The organism is Flavobacterium qiangtangense (assembly GCF_042658345.1).
Lineage (GTDB): Bacteria > Bacteroidota > Bacteroidia > Flavobacteriales > Flavobacteriaceae > Flavobacterium > Flavobacterium qiangtangense.
Genome location: NZ_JBHSQB010000021.1, coordinates 201,562 through 216,260 on the forward strand (window position 1 = coordinate 201,562; position 14,699 = coordinate 216,260).

Genomic DNA, 14,699 nt, shown 5'->3' on the forward strand with positions numbered 1-14,699 from the left:
TTTTTCAGTTTAAGTCTATCGTTGCAAGTTCTTTGCTTCAATGCTCATTGTTGCGTGGGGAACAATTTTTAATCTTTCCTTTCCGATCAATTTGCCTGTAACTTTGCAAACGCCATAAGTTTTATTTTCCACACGGAAAAGTGCGTTTTTTAAATCACGGATGAACTTCTCTTGACGAATTGCTAATTGAGAATTTGCCTCTTTAGACATTGTTTCACTTCCTTCTTCGAAAGCCTTGAACGTTGGCGACGTATCGTCTGTACCGTTGTTCAGGTCATTCATATACGCGCTTTTGATTAAATCTAAATCGGCTTGCGCTTTTTGTATTTTGTTTAAAATTATTTCTTTGAACTCAGCCAAATCAGCGTCTGAGTATCGAGTAGCTTCTTCTACCATATTATATTATTTTGAAATTAATATCATTGTTTTAATGTTGTCAAACTCAATTTCTATACCGTTTTCTACTTTATCCTCTAAAATCAGTTCTTCCGTCAATGTTTCTGCTTTAATATAATCTGAATTAGCTTGAATTGCTTCTTCTAAATTTCCATCTTTTTGAACCTGAACTTTAATCTTATCTGTTACTTCAAAACCTGAATCTTTTCGGATATTTTGAATACGGTTAACCAATTCTCTTGCGATTCCCTCTTTTCTCAATTCATCAGAGATTGTGATGTCTAAAGCAACCGTGATTCCGTTTGCATTTGCGACCAACCAACCTTCGATATCTTGAGATGAAATCTCCACGTCTTCAGAAGTTAAATTAATACTTTTCCCTGAAATAACAATATCTAACGCGCCGTTCTTGTCTAATTCGTTGATTTGTTCCTGTGAGAAATTTTGTATCTCTTTGGAAATCAACCCCATATCTTTACCAAAACGCGGTCCTAATGCTTTAAAATTAGGCTTAATTTGTTTGACCAAAATCCCCGAAGCATCGTCTAAAAGCTCGATTTCCTTCACGTTTACCTCCGCTTTTATCAAGTCAGAAACTGCTTCAATTTCTGCCTTTTGTTTCGCGTCAAGTACCGGAATCATTACCTTTTGCAACGGTTGACGCACTTTAATCATTTCCTTCTTACGTAGGGATAAAACCAGTGACGAAATGGTCTGCGCTTTCTGCATTCTGCTTTCTAACGATTTATCAACAAAGTTATCAGCATATTTTGGAAACTCGGCCAAATGTACACTGCTGAAATCTTCTGTGTGTGTCGCCTGTGTTAAATCTCTGTAAAGCTTATCCATAAAGAACGGAGCCACCGGAGCGCTCAATTTTGCCACGGTCAAAAGACATGTATATAAGGTTTGGTACGCGGCAATTTTGTCTTGCGCATAGTCGCCTTTCCAGAAACGTCTTCTGCACAAACGAACGTACCAATTGCTCAAATTCTCTTGAACAAAATCAGAAATGGCGCGAGTGGCTCTTGTTGGCTCATAATCAGCGTAAAAAGCATCCACGTCTTTTATCAAAGTATTTAATTCGGATAAAATCCAGCGGTCGATTTCTGGTCTTTCTTCCAACGGAATTTCCGCTTCCGCGTAAGTGAATCCGTCGATATTTGCATATAAACTAAAGAACGAATAGGTATTGTATAATGTCCCGAAGAATTTTCTTTTTACCTCAGCAATTCCTTCCAAGTCAAATTTTAAGTTGTCCCAAGGATTTGCATTCATAATCATATACCAGCGCGTTGCATCCGGTCCGTATTCTTCAATGGTTTTAAACGGGTCTATCGTATTTCCTTTACTTTTAGACATTTTGATTCCGTTTTTGTCTAGAACCAAACCGTTTGAAACTACATTTTTATAAGCGATTTTATCAAAAACCAACGTTCCAATTGCATGAAGCGTATAAAACCAACCACGAGTTTGATCTACACCTTCTGCAATAAAATCAGCTGGAAAATCTTTGTTTTCGTCAATCTTATCTTTGTTCTCAAAAGGATAATGCCATTGTGCATAAGGCATTGCGCCAGAATCAAACCAAACATCAATCAAATCGCTTTCACGCTTCATTGGTTTTCCAGAAGCTGAAACTAACGTGATTTCATCGACTACATTTTTATGCAAATCGACCAAATCATAATTTGTTTCCGACATATTTCCGATTTCAAAACCTTTGAACGGATTTTCTTTTTGAAAACCAGCCTCTATTGATTTTTCAATGGCATTATATAATTCTTCGACAGAACCAATCAGCACTTCTTCTTTTTTGTCTTCGGTTCTCCAGATTGGCAACGGAATTCCCCAATATCTTGAACGCGAAAGGTTCCAGTCGTTGGCGTTTTTCAACCAGTTTCCAAAACGTCCTTCGCCTGTAGATTTTGGTTTCCAGTTGATGGTTTCATTCAAGTCGAACATTCTGTCTTTGACATCGGTCACTTTGATGAACCAAGAATCCAACGGATAATACAAAAGTGGTTCATCCGTTCTCCAACTGTGTGGGTAACTGTGGACGTATTTTTCAACTTTGAACGCTTTGTTTTCTTCTTTTAAACGGATGGCAATTTCAACATCTACCGATTTTTCTGGAGCGGTTCCTGCGTCATAATATTCGTTCTTCACATATTTTCCAGCGAAATCGCCCATGTTTGAAGTGAATTTTCCTTGCAAATCTACCAATGGAACTGCAGTTCCGTTTTCGTCTAAAACCAACATTGGCGGTACTTCTGGCGTAGCTTCTTTGGCTACTTTCGCATCATCAGCACCAAAAGTTGGAGCGGTGTGCACGATTCCTGTTCCGTCTTCAGTTGTTACAAAATCTCCTGAAATTACTCTGAAAGCATTTTCTGGATTTTGATACGGCAAAGTATAAGGCAACAATTGCTCGTATTTAATTCCGACTAAATCAGCACCTTTTCCTTCTGTCAATATTTTATAAGGAAGCTGTTTGTCGCCGTTTTTCACTTTGTCAAAATCAGCCTCTTCTTCGCTTGCAAAAAATCCTTTCCCAAATTGTTTTCCAACTAAATTTTTAGCCAAAACTACATTTATCGGTTCGAAAGTATATTGATTAAACGTCTTTACTAAAACATAATCGATTTTTGGCCCAACTGTTAAAGCCGTGTTTGAAGGCAAAGTCCAAGGTGTTGTTGTCCAAGCCAAGAAATGCACATCACCAAAACCTTGTAAAAAAGAAGGCAATGTTTCTGGCAAAGACTTAAATTGCGCCACAATCGTGGTATCCGTCACATCGCGATAAGCTCCAGGCTGGTTTACTTCGTGAGAAGACAATCCGGTTCCTGCTTTTGGAGAATACGGTTGGATTGTATAGCCTTTGTACAACAAACCTTTATCATAGATTTGTTTCAAAAGCCACCAAACCGACTCCATATATTTTGGTTTATAAGTCACGTATGGATCTTCCATATCAACCCAATAACCCATTTTTTCGGTAAGGTCATTCCACACATCCGTGTAGCGCATTACCGTTTTTTTACAAGCTTCGTTATATTCTTCGATAGAAATTGTTTTTCCAATGTCTTCTTTCGTGATTCCGAGTTCCTTTTCAGTTCCCAATTCTACTGGCAAACCGTGAGTATCCCAACCAGCTTTTCTCTTTACTTGAAAGCCTTTTTGGGTTTTATAACGACAAAAAATATCTTTAATCGCACGAGCCATCACGTGGTGAATTCCAGGCAATCCATTTGCTGAAGGCGGTCCTTCAAAAAATACGTAAGGTTGGTTTCCTTCGCGAGTGGTTACGCTTTTCTCAAATATATTCTCTTTTTTCCAGAAATCAAGTACTTCAGACGCTACTGTTGGCAGGTCAAGTCCTTTATATTCAGTAAATTTTGTGCTCATTATTGTCGTTTTCTAAAATCAATTTGCGAATGTAATAAATTGTAGTGAGAAGTGAGTAGTGAGAAGTAAGTTTTTGGTTTGAGTAAACTTCAACTATTCGCATTTTGTTTGATTTACCTCCCTTTCCAATAAAAAATCAGATCATTTAATACTTCAGCAAGTGTTTCGAGCGAATTTGGTTTGTGGAAAAATCCGTTGATTGATCTTTTAAAGGCTTCTTCTGACGTAAATTCATTCCACGCGCTCGTAAAATAGAGAAAAGGAATTTTCTTTTCAACGATTGACGGTTCCTTGAGAATTGCATCGCGAAGTTCAAAACCGTTCATCTTTGGCATACTAATGTCTGAAATTATCAAAAACGGATGGCAATTTTCTTGTAAAAGATAATCAACCACCAATGTACTGTCGCTTAAAAGCACAATTTCATTTGGAACAAGGCTAGAAAGCACTTCTTTAAAAAAATCTCTATCGTCTTGATCGTCATCAATAACCAAAATTGGCCCATCTTTTTTCATTACAAAATTTAAAGTGGCGTAAAAGTAATCCACGAATTGCGCGAGGTTATTACATAATTTTCGTTTTTAGTTAAATGATCACAATGAATACTTGCGCTATATTTGACAAAATTATGCCCCAATGCAAATAAGACCTTTTCAAACCTCAGACACACCGCGCTTATTGGAACTTCTCCGATTAAATACGCCAGAATATTTTTCTCCAGCCGAAGAAAAAGACTTAATTTATTATTTAAAAAATGAAATTGAGCAGTATTTCGTGCTTTTAGAAAATAATAAAATTATAGGTTGTGGCGGATTTAATTTATCTGAAGACAAGAAAACTGGAAAAATTTCTTGGGATATTTTTCATCCCGAAAGTCAAGGAAAAGGTTTTGGAACCGAATTGACAAATTACCGAATCGAGCGAATAAAAGAAATAAAAAGCATTGAAAAAATCTCGGTGCGAACATCACAATTGGCATTTCGGTTTTACGCAAAATTTGGATTTCAACTAAAAGAAATTGTGAAAAATTATTGGGACAAAGGTTTTGATTTATATCATCTGGAAGCCAATATTGATTTAGTTAAAATTCGATAAACCTTGAATCGCCTTAAAATCGCTTCGTTTTTTTTCATAATATTGAAGAACACACAACACACAATTTTATGCCAAAAATTACTTTTACAAAAACCGATTCTAACAACGGTGATTTTCAAAAATTAGTAGCACTTTTAGACGATTATTTAAAAGAAATCAACGGAGAAAATCATTCTTTTTTTTCAAAATTCAATACTATCGATACACTAAATCATGTACTCGTAGCTTATTCTGACGGAAAACCTGTTGGCTGTGGTGCATTCAAACCGTTTTCTGAAAAAGAGGCCGAAATCAAGAGAATGTTTGTGCTGGAAGAATTTAGAGGTCAAGGTTTGGGCAGAAAAATTTTGAAAAATCTGGAATATTGGGCAGAAGAATCTAATTTTGATTTTTGCATTTTAGAAACCAGCAAAGACATGCCAAATGCTATAAAATTGTATCAAAAAGCGGGTTATTCAACGATTCAAAATTATGGTCAATATAAGGATGTGGAAAGTTCTGTTTGTATGAAAAAATGGGTTTCTGAGATTTAGGCAAATTAAAACAATAATAAACAAACTTATGAATCAAGCTTTCGAAATTACACAGCAAAACAGAAAAATACTGCACATTTATCTCCAGAAATATTCTTTGGAACAATTGAACAAAATTCCGGAAGGTTTCAGCAATAATTTAATCTGGAATATTGGCCACATCATAGTGGTACAACAACTTTTAGTTTACAAATTATCCGGATTACAACCGATGGTTTCGGCTACATTAATTTCAAAATATGCGAGAGGAACGCGTCCGGAAGGTGATGTTTCGCAAGCAGAAGTTGATGAAATTGAAAGCCTTCTTTTCAAGACAATTGAGCAAACAAAAACCGATTTAGAAAATAATGTCTTTAAAAATTATCACGAGTTCAAAAACGAATTAGGCTTTACGATAAAAAGCGCCGAAGAAGCAATTGCTTTTAATTATTTTCATGAAGCCACGCATTTGGGAATCATGATGAGTATTAAAAAGTTTGTTTAACTTGCAATCAACACAATGTTAAATCGAATTCAACTCTTATTTTTATCACTACTTTTCATCAATTGCAATTCAAATACTGCTGAAAAAGCGAGATCTTCAGAAAATTTTGACTCTTTTTATGAGAAATTCCATCGCGACAGTATTTTTCAACTGTCCAGAATCAAATTTCCGATTGAAGGAAAGAAAATTCAGGAATTCAAAAAAGAAGGATGGAGTTCAAAAAACTGGGAAGTCTTGCGTTCAAAAATTAGCGATGTCGATACAACCAAATTTAAAATTAGTGCAATTAAAACAGATTCAACATTTATTGAAAAATGTTATATTCCAAATTCAGGTTTTTATACAGAATACCGTTTTAAATTAATTGATGGAAAATGGAATTTAGTTTATGCACTTGACCAAAATATTTGATTACTTGATTTTCAAAAACTTATCCACTTCACTATACGGAATCAAAACTTCTTTTGGACCTTCAACATAAGCTGCAATTTCATAAATATTGTAGTAGAGAAGCAGACCTTTGTCAGTATAAAAGTAAGTTTGAGGCAATTCAAAAACTTCCTTCATAAACATCATTCCGGTAGAATTTATCGGTTTTCCCGCCGGAATTTTGAACTTCTCACGGAATTTTGTCTCGGCCAAAGTTTTAAAAGCAACGGTATCTTTCAGAATGTCATTTTTCTCTAACGACTTGCCGGTTACTTTGTCAAAAATCAGGGAACGATTGCCGTCATAACCGTGCGCTCCGCCAGTGAATGTGTAGTTGTGTAATTTTATATTTAAAATTTTATCAGAAGTATAAGCCACATTTGCTTCAATTTTTGCTTCCCAACCTGGTCTTTCATCGGCATATTCTTCTTTCAATTGATCATAAGAATTGATGAAAGCCGTCATTACTTCTTCGTAATTTTTCCCGTCAGAAGGTTTTTCTCCAAAATAAACAATTCCTCGAACGGTATTAAAAATCTTCTTATTAATGCTGTCTGAAACCACCGGAATATTCGAAGCTTCGGGAACCACGATTTTCACCTCAGCACAAACATCAGTCTTGCACGGAAGCGTTGTTTTTTTCTCATACGTTTTTGTCTGAAACTCAAGAGTAGCCGTTTCTGTTTCTTCGGTTTTATCTTTTTGACAGCTTGCAAAAACTGAAATTATTGCTAGTGATATTATGATTCTTTTCATGGTTTGGTTGTTAATTATTTATAAAGATACCCTTTTGGGTTGGAAATTAAAAGGTAAATTTGTCCAAAATATTGATATTTAAATAATCATTTACATGAAATTTAACACCAAAGTTATCCACGGAGGACAACATCATGACCCGTCAACTGGCGCTGTAATGCCTCCTGTTTATCAAACTTCGACTTTTTTACAAACCAGCCCTGGAGTTCCGGTTGGTGAATATGAATATAGCAGAGCGGCAAACCCAACGCGTACGGCTTTAGAAAATGCTTTAGCGAGCATTGAAAATGGAACGCGCGGTTTGGCATTTTCTTCGGGATTGGCTGCGACTGATTGCGTTTTAAGATCATTTAAAGCTGGCGACGAAATCATTGCCATGGATGATTTATACGGAGGAACTTACCGAATGTTCACTAGAATTTACAAAGATTCTGGTATCAAGTTTCACTTTGTGGACATGAACGATTTAGAGAAATTTAAGTCGTTAATCAATGAAAATACAAAATTGGTTTGGGTGGAAACGCCAACAAATCCGTTGATGAAATTGGCTGACATTGAAGCTATTGCAAAAATTACGAAAGAAAAAAACTTGCTTTTTGCTGTTGACAATACTTTTGCAACGCCTTATTTGCAAAAACCATTAGATTTAGGTGCTGATATCGTAATGCATTCAGCTACAAAATATCTTGGCGGCCATTCTGACGTAATTGCTGGTGCATTAATTACAAAGGATGAAAAATTAGGCGAGCAATTGCATTTTCAACAATTTGCAACCGGCGCAACACTTGGACCGCAAGATTCTTTCTTGGTTTTAAGAGGAATCAAAACATTGAGCTTGAGAGTGCAAAGACATTGTGAAAACGGAGAAAAAGTTACTGAATTTTTGAACAACCATTCAAAAGTTAAAACGGTTTTTTATCCAGGATTAGCTTCGCACCCTTTTCATGAAATTGCTAAAAAGCAGATGAAAAATGGTTTTGGCGGCATGGTTTCGTTTACTTTTGAATCAGGAAAAAAAGAAGACGCGATTTCATTTTTAGAGAAATTAGAAGTTTTTACCTTGGCAGAATCTCTTGGTGGCGTTGAATCTTTGGCAAACCATCCAGCTTTGATGACGCACGCTTCAATACCAGAAGACAAGCGAAAAGAAATTGGGATTTCTGATGACTTGGTTCGTTTGAGCGTGGGAATTGAAGATATTGAAGATTTGCTTGCTGATTTAGAACAAGCTTTGAAATAAAATAGTTTTACAAATAAAAAGTCCCGATGAGAATCGGGACTTTTTTATGTCAAAAAATTTTAATTCAAATAATAAATATATCCAAAGTTCAGCCAAACAAGCCAGTCATTAGCTTTATTTTCAGGATATCTTGTTGGATCTGGGCTCAATCCGTCTACCCAATTTGAGAAGTAATATTGAAATCTTAAATCAACCATTAAGTCTGAAAGTTCGGTCAATTTATATCTTGTTCCAACGCTCGCAACCGCAGACCACGTATTTCCAGAATCATTTGTAAACGCATCTCTATATTTTACTGGCGTGTTCAACACAGTTAACGGTCCGTTTACAGAAGTTGCTTCGGGATTGTAGTGGCTAAATTGCGCTCCCGCACTAATAAAAGGTGCCCAAGCACCATTTGTTGCCGTAAAATCTCTAATGCTCAACGGAAAATATTCCAATTGCATTCCAATATTTGTAACAGCCGTGCTTCCTCTCATATCGCGCAATTGCTGTGCGCCAACCGATGTTCTTTCTGGAGCAACCCATTCGCCAAAATGCTTTAGTTCTGTTTTGTTATAAGAAAGTTCACTTCTGATTTTAAAGTGGTCGTTAAAATAAGTGTAAGAATTAAGACAGTTACATTCTGGATTATAAGCAAAGTTCAAATAATGCACGATTCCAACTCCAAATCCCGTATTTCCAGAATTGGTACTCAAATCATATCGTTCTCCATAATCAGATTGAAAAGCAACCGGACCTGCAATCACACCAATTTCATGTGAAATTCCTAATTGTGCCGTAGCAACATTTAGACCACCAAAAAGTAAGGCTGTTAATAGTAGGTAAATTCTGGGCATCTGTCTTGTTTAAAAGAATTTAGGGACAAATATATAAAAACATAAATCACTTATTAAATAAAATAAAAAAAATACTTTTTTGGTTCGAAAAATATCATAAAAACTTTAAAAACAGCTCATAAAATACACTATAATTAAAGATTCCTTAACAAATAAATAAATCTATTGAGAAATCAAAAAAATATCGTCAATTATTAGTTTAAGATGTATCTTTGTACTATCAAACGAAAACGTTTTCTTAAACGTTAATAACTTAATAATCATGACAGAAAGTATTCACTCTTTTGTTGAAGCAGTTGCGAAGAGAAATCCTAATGAGCCTGAATTTATGCAGGCTGTAAAAGAAGTTGCAGAAACTGTAATTCCTTTTATTGAAGAGAATAAAAAATACCAAAACAAAATGCTTTTGGAAAGAATGGTTGAAGCTGAACGTGTAATTATGTTCAGAGTTGTTTGGGTTGATGACGCTGGAAACACGCATGTGAACAGAGGTTACAGAATCCAAATGAACTCAGCTATAGGGCCATACAAAGGCGGAATTCGTTTCCATCCTTCTGTAAACTTAAGCATCTTGAAATTCCTTGCTTTTGAGCAAACTTTTAAAAACAGCTTGACTACATTGCCAATGGGTGGTGGAAAAGGTGGTGCTGATTTTGATCCAAAAGGAAAATCAGACAATGAAATTATGAAGTTCTGTCAAGCATTTATGACAGAGTTATCAAAACACATCGGTGGAAACACTGACGTTCCAGCCGGAGATATTGGTGTTGGAGGACGTGAAGTTGGCTACATGTTTGGTCAATACAAAAGATTAAGAAACGAATTTACAGGAGTTTTGACAGGAAAAGGAATCTCTTTTGGAGGTTCATTAATCCGTCCGGAAGCTACAGGTTATGGCGACGTGTATTTTGCACAAAGCATGCTTGAAACTAAAGGAGAAAGCTTTGCAGGAAAAACTGTTGTTGTTTCTGGTTCTGGAAACGTGGCGCAATATGCTGCTGAAAAAGCAACACAGTTGGGCGGAAAAGTAGTTACTCTTTCTGATTCTGCGGGCTATATTTATGACGAAGCTGGAATCGATGCTGAAAAATTAGCTTACGTAATGGAAATCAAAAACGTAAATTACGGAAGAATCAGCGATTACTTGAACAAATATCCAAACGCAAAATATGTAGCAGGAAAACGTCCTTGGGAAGTTAAATGTGACGTGGCTTTGCCTTGCGCAACTCAAAATGAGTTGAACGAAGAAGAAGCAAAAACGTTGGTAGCAAACGGATGTATCTGTGTGGCTGAAGGTGCAAATATGCCTTCAACTCCTGAAGCAGTTACTGTTTTCTTAAATGCAAAAATCTTGTTTGCTCCAGGAAAAGCTTCAAATGCTGGTGGTGTTGCGACTTCTGGATTAGAAATGTCTCAAAACTCTTTGCGTTTAAGCTGGACTTCTGAAGAAGTTGACGAAAGACTAAAAAGAATTATGCTTGACATCCACGCTTCATGCGTAAAATATGGAACTGAAAAAGATGGTTTCGTGGATTATGTAAAAGGAGCAAATATCGCAGGTTTCGTGAAAGTTGCTGATGCAATGTTGGCACAAGGAATCGTATAATCGATCGATTTATATACAATTAAATGCTCTCCATTGTGAGGGCATTTTTTTTGGATAAAACTTTTCAAACGACTATTTCCAGTTGTCTTTATATGAAAAAAGAAATAAATTCGTTTTGTATTATATTTGTACACAATTTAAACCCCACGATGAGAAAGCTTTTCTTCTTTTTTCTTTTGATTTCCCAAATTGCTTTTGCCCAAAATCGAAATCAATTATGGAAAGGTTATTTTTCTTATAACGAAGTAAATGACTTGACAGAATCGCCAACCAGAATTACGGCTTCTACACAAAAAGCGCTTTTTTCAAAGCATTTAAATACCAACGAATTAAAGACGATTACCACAATTGACGGACTTTCCGGACAAGATATTACTTCCATTTATTACAGCCAAAATTTCAATAAAACATACATCGGACACGCAAACGGACTGATGTTGATCATAAACGGAAGCGATGGCGAAATTAAAATCGTACCCGGAATCAGAGATCAAAACGGAATCACGCCTACAAAAAAGAAAATCAATCATTTTTTAGAACACGAAAACAAGCTTTATATCTCGACAGATTTTGGTTTGGTTCAATTTAATTTAGAAACGCAATTATTCGGCGATACTTATTTATTAGGAAATTCAGGCCAAGAATTACTTGTTTACCAATCGGCAGTTTTAAATAATTTCATTTATGTAGCAACTGATTTAGGCGGAATCAGACGTGCCGATTTAATGAACCCAAATTTAAACGATTTTGCCCAATGGCAGACTTTTGATCCCGGATATTGGGCTGGTATCACCAACCATAACAATCAACTTTTGTGCTTAAACGCCAACAATGCGGTTTATCGTCACAATGGCACCGGATTTTCCCTAGTTTTGAATTTACCGCAACCTGGCCTTGATATTCGATCGTATCAAAATGTACTTTCGGTTACAACGAGCAATCACGTTTATACTTTTGACCAAAATTTAATTCAGACTTCGCACGTTATCAGCACGAATATTCCAGATATTGTGGCAACTTTCACTTGCGCCACCGTCATTGGAAATTCCGTTTTTATAGGAACAAAAGAAAACGGTGTGATTACCGCTCCAGTTGCAAATCCATCTACTTTTCAAATCATCAAGCCTGACGGGCCTTCTCGAAACAATCCGTTTTCAATTCAATCTACGCCAACCAATAACCTTTGGGTTTCTTATGGCGGACACACAATTTTTTATGAACCTGATTACAGTACTTTCGGCGTAAGCAAATTAACTGAAACCGGCTGGTTGAATATTCCTTATGACGAAACCTTGCAATCAAACTCTTTAGTGCGTGTTATTGTAAATCCAAAAGATGAAAAAAATGTCTTTTTTGGCTCTTCACACACCGGCCTTTTAGAATTTGAAGACGATGTTGCTATCGCAAAATACGACCACACAACGCCCGGCGGACCAGAATCTGTAATATTGACTGATTTTCCAAATTTTAGATCTACTCGTGTGCGTGGTGGCGCGTTTGACAGATCAGGAAATCTTTGGATCAACAATTCACTTGTGAAAAATGCCATTAAAGTACTGAAAACTGACGGTTCTTGGCAATCGTACTCTATCGAAGAATTTGTTCAAACCACAGATCAAAATTATGGTAACCTTGTAATTGATAAAAACGGCACAAAATGGTTTCCTTCAGAAAATGGTTTGATGGGTTTTAACGAAAATGTAACGCCTAAATTTAAAAGGGCATTTTCAACCGATGATGCAGGAAAACCTTTTGTAAATAACACAAGAACCGTGGCAATCGACAATAATAACAGAGTTTGGATCGGAACTTTGGGAGGTTTGCGAATACTTTCAAGTACTGACCGATTTTTAGGCGAAGAAGATCTTGACGTAAATCCAATTATTATCATTGACGATGGACTTCCTCAAGAACTTTTGTATGAGCAATCCATTCTTGATATTGCGGTTGATGGCGCAAACAACAAATGGGTCGCAACCGGAGGCTCCGGCGCGTTTTTACTTTCTCCAAATGGGCAACAAACGCTATATCATTTCACACGAGAAAACTCTCCATTGCCAAGTAATTCTATCAATGACATCGAAATAAATTCAAATACCGGCGAAGTATTTTTTGCCACCGATGCAGGTTTGGTTTCGTTCAAAGGAACTTCTACCGGCGCAGCGGATAATTTGAACAATGTTTATGTGTACCCAAATCCCGTTCGTCCTGAATTTAACGGAACCGTAAAAATCGCCGGATTAATTGATGATGCCAACGTAAAAATTACCGATATCGAAGGAAATTTGGTTTACGAAACCACTTCTGAAGGCGGTACCATCGAATGGGACACCAAAGCTTTTGGGAAATACCGAGTTGCTTCTGGAGTTTATATGATTTTCATCGCTTCAAAAGACGGCACCGAAACCAAAGTTAAAAAAGTAATGATTATTCGATAGGTTAAAGACACAGGGTAAAAGGTCTAAGTACTCACGAAACCCTAAACCTGACACCCATAACCCTAAACCTATGAATATCAAAACCAAAGCCATTGTCATTTCCTCCTTAAAATACCAAGAGAAAAGCCTCATTGTGAAGTGTTTCACCGAAACGGATGGTTTAAAATCATATTTTGTACACAATGCCTTTTCGGGAAAAAATAATAAGCAGAAAGTAGCTTATTTTCAGCCTTTGAATATCTTGGAAATCGAAGCGGTTCACAAAAACAAAGGAACTCTGGAAAATTTTAAGGAAGTAAAACTTTCCACCGCTTACCAAACCATCAATACTGATATTTTTAAAAGCACCATCATTATTTTCCTTTCGGAAGTGTTGCATCACAGCATTCACGAAGAAGAAAAAAACGAAGACCTTTTTCACTTTTTAGAAACCGCGCTTTTGTGGCTAGACCATCATTCTGAAATTTCAAATTTCCACCTAATTCTTTTAATTGAAACCACAAAATTCTTAGGATTTTATCCCGATAGTTCAGACAATGACTTAAAATTCTTTGAAATGACCGAAGGAATCTTCACGCCTTTTCAGTCGCTTTCTTGTTTATCAGAACACGAAACGCATCTTTTCAAAAAATTATTAGGATTAAAATTCGATAGCGACCAAAAGATTTTCGCCGGAATCGAGCGTTCCATTTTGCTAAAAATCATCCTAGATTATTATGCTTTCCACTTAGACGGATTTCGAAGACCAAAATCTTTGGAGGTTTTAAAGGAGGTTTTTTCGTAGTTATTCTTGGATTTTCGTTTCTTCAACAATCATGATTTTTAATGATTTTATTCCGACGAGGCAATAATTATTTGGATTTGATTGACGAAAATTCTCTAGCGTAAATATTGAACCAATTTTCAGTTTTTCTATTTCGTGTAAAGCTATTTCGTTCAACTGATTTCCTGTAACAATTATTGGCCTTTTATTCGGAAGGTTTACAGTAAAACTCTCCAACGTAAATTTTACGTCGTGTAAAAAATCATCTATTTTTAATTCTATTTTAGCTGTTTCCAAATCCTTTTTTGAAAATTCTAAAATACATCCGAAACAATTCTTTCCATCAACATACGCCTTAAGTGAACCGACACCTTTAATCCGAAAAATTTTTTCTTCCACAACAATTGAATCATTTGGCATTACCGCTTCAATTGTAATTTTCATTTCATTTCCAGCGCCAGGTGAAAGATTATATTTCCCTTTTACATCAGTTTCCTTCAAACCCAAGCCAGTTGCTTTAAAAGATTTGGCTTCGGGAACAGAAATAGAAATTGGGTTAATAATTCCTCGATAAACCACATTCATTCTATCTACAGAAACAATTGATTTTGCAGGTTGTATTATTTCTTGAGCGAAACATTGAAAAGACAAAAGGAAAACGAAAATAAGATTTTTCATAGAAGTTTTAGCTTCAGATATTTAATGCAAATTA

General features: G+C 36.0%; 14 protein-coding genes. 8 read left to right on the forward strand and 6 right to left on the reverse strand.

The genetic code is table 11. From position 1 onward, the window contains the following. Positions 1-15: 15 nt before the first annotated feature. From ACFPVY_RS17570 to ACFPVY_RS17580, 3 genes are all read right to left on the reverse strand, one after another. Positions 16-396: a TraR/DksA family transcriptional regulator gene (locus ACFPVY_RS17570; RefSeq protein WP_379793476.1), complete on the reverse strand. Its 381-nt coding sequence runs from the start codon at positions 394-396 to the stop codon at positions 16-18. Positions 397-402: 6 nt separating this feature from the next. After that, positions 403-3,804, reverse strand: a complete 3,402-nt coding sequence (gene ileS / locus ACFPVY_RS17575) for an isoleucine--tRNA ligase (RefSeq protein ID WP_379793477.1) — start codon at positions 3,802-3,804, stop codon at positions 403-405. A gap of 113 nt (positions 3,805-3,917) precedes the next feature. Further along, entirely contained in the window at positions 3,918-4,319 is a 402-nt protein-coding gene (locus ACFPVY_RS17580; protein ID WP_379793478.1) for a response regulator, read from the reverse strand. Between the two features lie 121 nt (positions 4,320-4,440). On the opposite strand from ACFPVY_RS17580, the gene ACFPVY_RS17585 reads away from it, so the two are divergent. From ACFPVY_RS17585 to ACFPVY_RS17600, 4 genes are all read left to right on the forward strand, one after another. Then, positions 4,441-4,899: a GNAT family N-acetyltransferase gene (locus tag ACFPVY_RS17585; RefSeq protein WP_379793479.1), complete on the forward strand. Its 459-nt coding sequence runs from the start codon at positions 4,441-4,443 to the stop codon at positions 4,897-4,899. A 68-nt stretch (positions 4,900-4,967) separates the two neighbouring features. Further along, the gene (locus ACFPVY_RS17590) at positions 4,968-5,432 is read left to right on the forward strand and encodes a GNAT family N-acetyltransferase (RefSeq protein WP_379793480.1); all 465 of its coding nucleotides are present in this window, start codon (positions 4,968-4,970) and stop codon (positions 5,430-5,432) included. A gap of 28 nt (positions 5,433-5,460) precedes the next feature. Beyond that, the gene (locus ACFPVY_RS17595) at positions 5,461-5,916 is read left to right on the forward strand and encodes a DinB family protein (RefSeq protein WP_379793481.1); all 456 of its coding nucleotides are present in this window, start codon (positions 5,461-5,463) and stop codon (positions 5,914-5,916) included. A 15-nt stretch (positions 5,917-5,931) separates the two neighbouring features. Beyond that, complete coding sequence (locus ACFPVY_RS17600) at positions 5,932-6,327, forward strand: hypothetical protein (protein WP_379793482.1); 396 nt, start codon at positions 5,932-5,934, stop codon at positions 6,325-6,327. Here ACFPVY_RS17600 and ACFPVY_RS17605 read toward each other — a convergent pair whose 3' ends face one another. Further along, positions 6,328-7,101 carry a DUF3298 and DUF4163 domain-containing protein gene (locus tag ACFPVY_RS17605; RefSeq protein ID WP_379793483.1) on the reverse strand — a complete coding sequence of 258 codons (774 nt, stop codon included), beginning with the start codon at positions 7,099-7,101 and terminating at the stop codon, positions 6,328-6,330. Positions 7,102-7,195: 94 nt separating this feature from the next. Between ACFPVY_RS17605 and ACFPVY_RS17610 the strand changes: the two genes are divergently transcribed. Then, positions 7,196-8,341, forward strand: a complete 1,146-nt coding sequence (locus ACFPVY_RS17610) for a cystathionine gamma-synthase (RefSeq protein ID WP_379793484.1) — start codon at positions 7,196-7,198, stop codon at positions 8,339-8,341. Positions 8,342-8,400: 59 nt separating this feature from the next. Here ACFPVY_RS17610 and ACFPVY_RS17615 read toward each other — a convergent pair whose 3' ends face one another. Then, positions 8,401-9,180, reverse strand: a complete 780-nt coding sequence (locus ACFPVY_RS17615; RefSeq protein ID WP_379793485.1) for a THC0290_0291 family protein — start codon at positions 9,178-9,180, stop codon at positions 8,401-8,403. Between the two features lie 262 nt (positions 9,181-9,442). Between ACFPVY_RS17615 and gdhA the strand changes: the two genes are divergently transcribed. The 3 genes from gdhA to recO all read left to right on the forward strand — a co-directional run bounded on the left by gdhA (position 9,443) and on the right by recO (position 14,008). After that, positions 9,443-10,786, forward strand: coding sequence for an NADP-specific glutamate dehydrogenase (gene gdhA, locus ACFPVY_RS17620; RefSeq protein ID WP_379793486.1), 1,344 nt, complete (start codon positions 9,443-9,445; stop codon positions 10,784-10,786). 149 nt (positions 10,787-10,935) lie between these two features. Then, positions 10,936-13,224 (forward strand): type IX secretion system anionic LPS delivery protein PorZ, encoded by a 2,289-nt coding sequence (gene porZ, locus ACFPVY_RS17625; protein ID WP_379793487.1) that lies wholly within the window; start codon positions 10,936-10,938, stop codon positions 13,222-13,224. Between the two features lie 70 nt (positions 13,225-13,294). Continuing rightward, the gene (recO, locus tag ACFPVY_RS17630) at positions 13,295-14,008 is read left to right on the forward strand and encodes a DNA repair protein RecO (RefSeq protein ID WP_379793488.1); all 714 of its coding nucleotides are present in this window, start codon (positions 13,295-13,297) and stop codon (positions 14,006-14,008) included. Here recO and ACFPVY_RS17635 read toward each other — a convergent pair whose 3' ends face one another. Then, complete coding sequence (locus tag ACFPVY_RS17635; protein ID WP_379793489.1) at positions 14,009-14,665, reverse strand: GldM family protein; 657 nt, start codon at positions 14,663-14,665, stop codon at positions 14,009-14,011. Positions 14,666-14,699: the final 34 nt, after the last annotated feature.

Coding starts and splice junctions, on each gene's coding strand:
- ACFPVY_RS17570 (WP_379793476.1), bottom strand. CDS start 396: ATGGTAGAAGAAGCTACTCGATACTCAGACGCTGATTTGGCTGAGTTC.
- ileS (WP_379793477.1), bottom strand. CDS start 3,804: ATGAGCACAAAATTTACTGAATATAAAGGACTTGACCTGCCAACAGTA.
- ACFPVY_RS17580 (WP_379793478.1), bottom strand. CDS start 4,319: ATGAAAAAAGATGGGCCAATTTTGGTTATTGATGACGATCAAGACGAT.
- ACFPVY_RS17585 (WP_379793479.1), top strand. CDS start 4,441: ATGCAAATAAGACCTTTTCAAACCTCAGACACACCGCGCTTATTGGAA.
- ACFPVY_RS17590 (WP_379793480.1), top strand. CDS start 4,968: ATGCCAAAAATTACTTTTACAAAAACCGATTCTAACAACGGTGATTTT.
- ACFPVY_RS17595 (WP_379793481.1), top strand. CDS start 5,461: ATGAATCAAGCTTTCGAAATTACACAGCAAAACAGAAAAATACTGCAC.
- ACFPVY_RS17600 (WP_379793482.1), top strand. CDS start 5,932: ATGTTAAATCGAATTCAACTCTTATTTTTATCACTACTTTTCATCAAT.
- ACFPVY_RS17605 (WP_379793483.1), bottom strand. CDS start 7,101: ATGAAAAGAATCATAATATCACTAGCAATAATTTCAGTTTTTGCAAGC.
- ACFPVY_RS17610 (WP_379793484.1), top strand. CDS start 7,196: ATGAAATTTAACACCAAAGTTATCCACGGAGGACAACATCATGACCCG.
- ACFPVY_RS17615 (WP_379793485.1), bottom strand. CDS start 9,180: ATGCCCAGAATTTACCTACTATTAACAGCCTTACTTTTTGGTGGTCTA.
- gdhA (WP_379793486.1), top strand. CDS start 9,443: ATGACAGAAAGTATTCACTCTTTTGTTGAAGCAGTTGCGAAGAGAAAT.
- porZ (WP_379793487.1), top strand. CDS start 10,936: ATGAGAAAGCTTTTCTTCTTTTTTCTTTTGATTTCCCAAATTGCTTTT.
- recO (WP_379793488.1), top strand. CDS start 13,295: ATGAATATCAAAACCAAAGCCATTGTCATTTCCTCCTTAAAATACCAA.
- ACFPVY_RS17635 (WP_379793489.1), bottom strand. CDS start 14,665: ATGAAAAATCTTATTTTCGTTTTCCTTTTGTCTTTTCAATGTTTCGCT.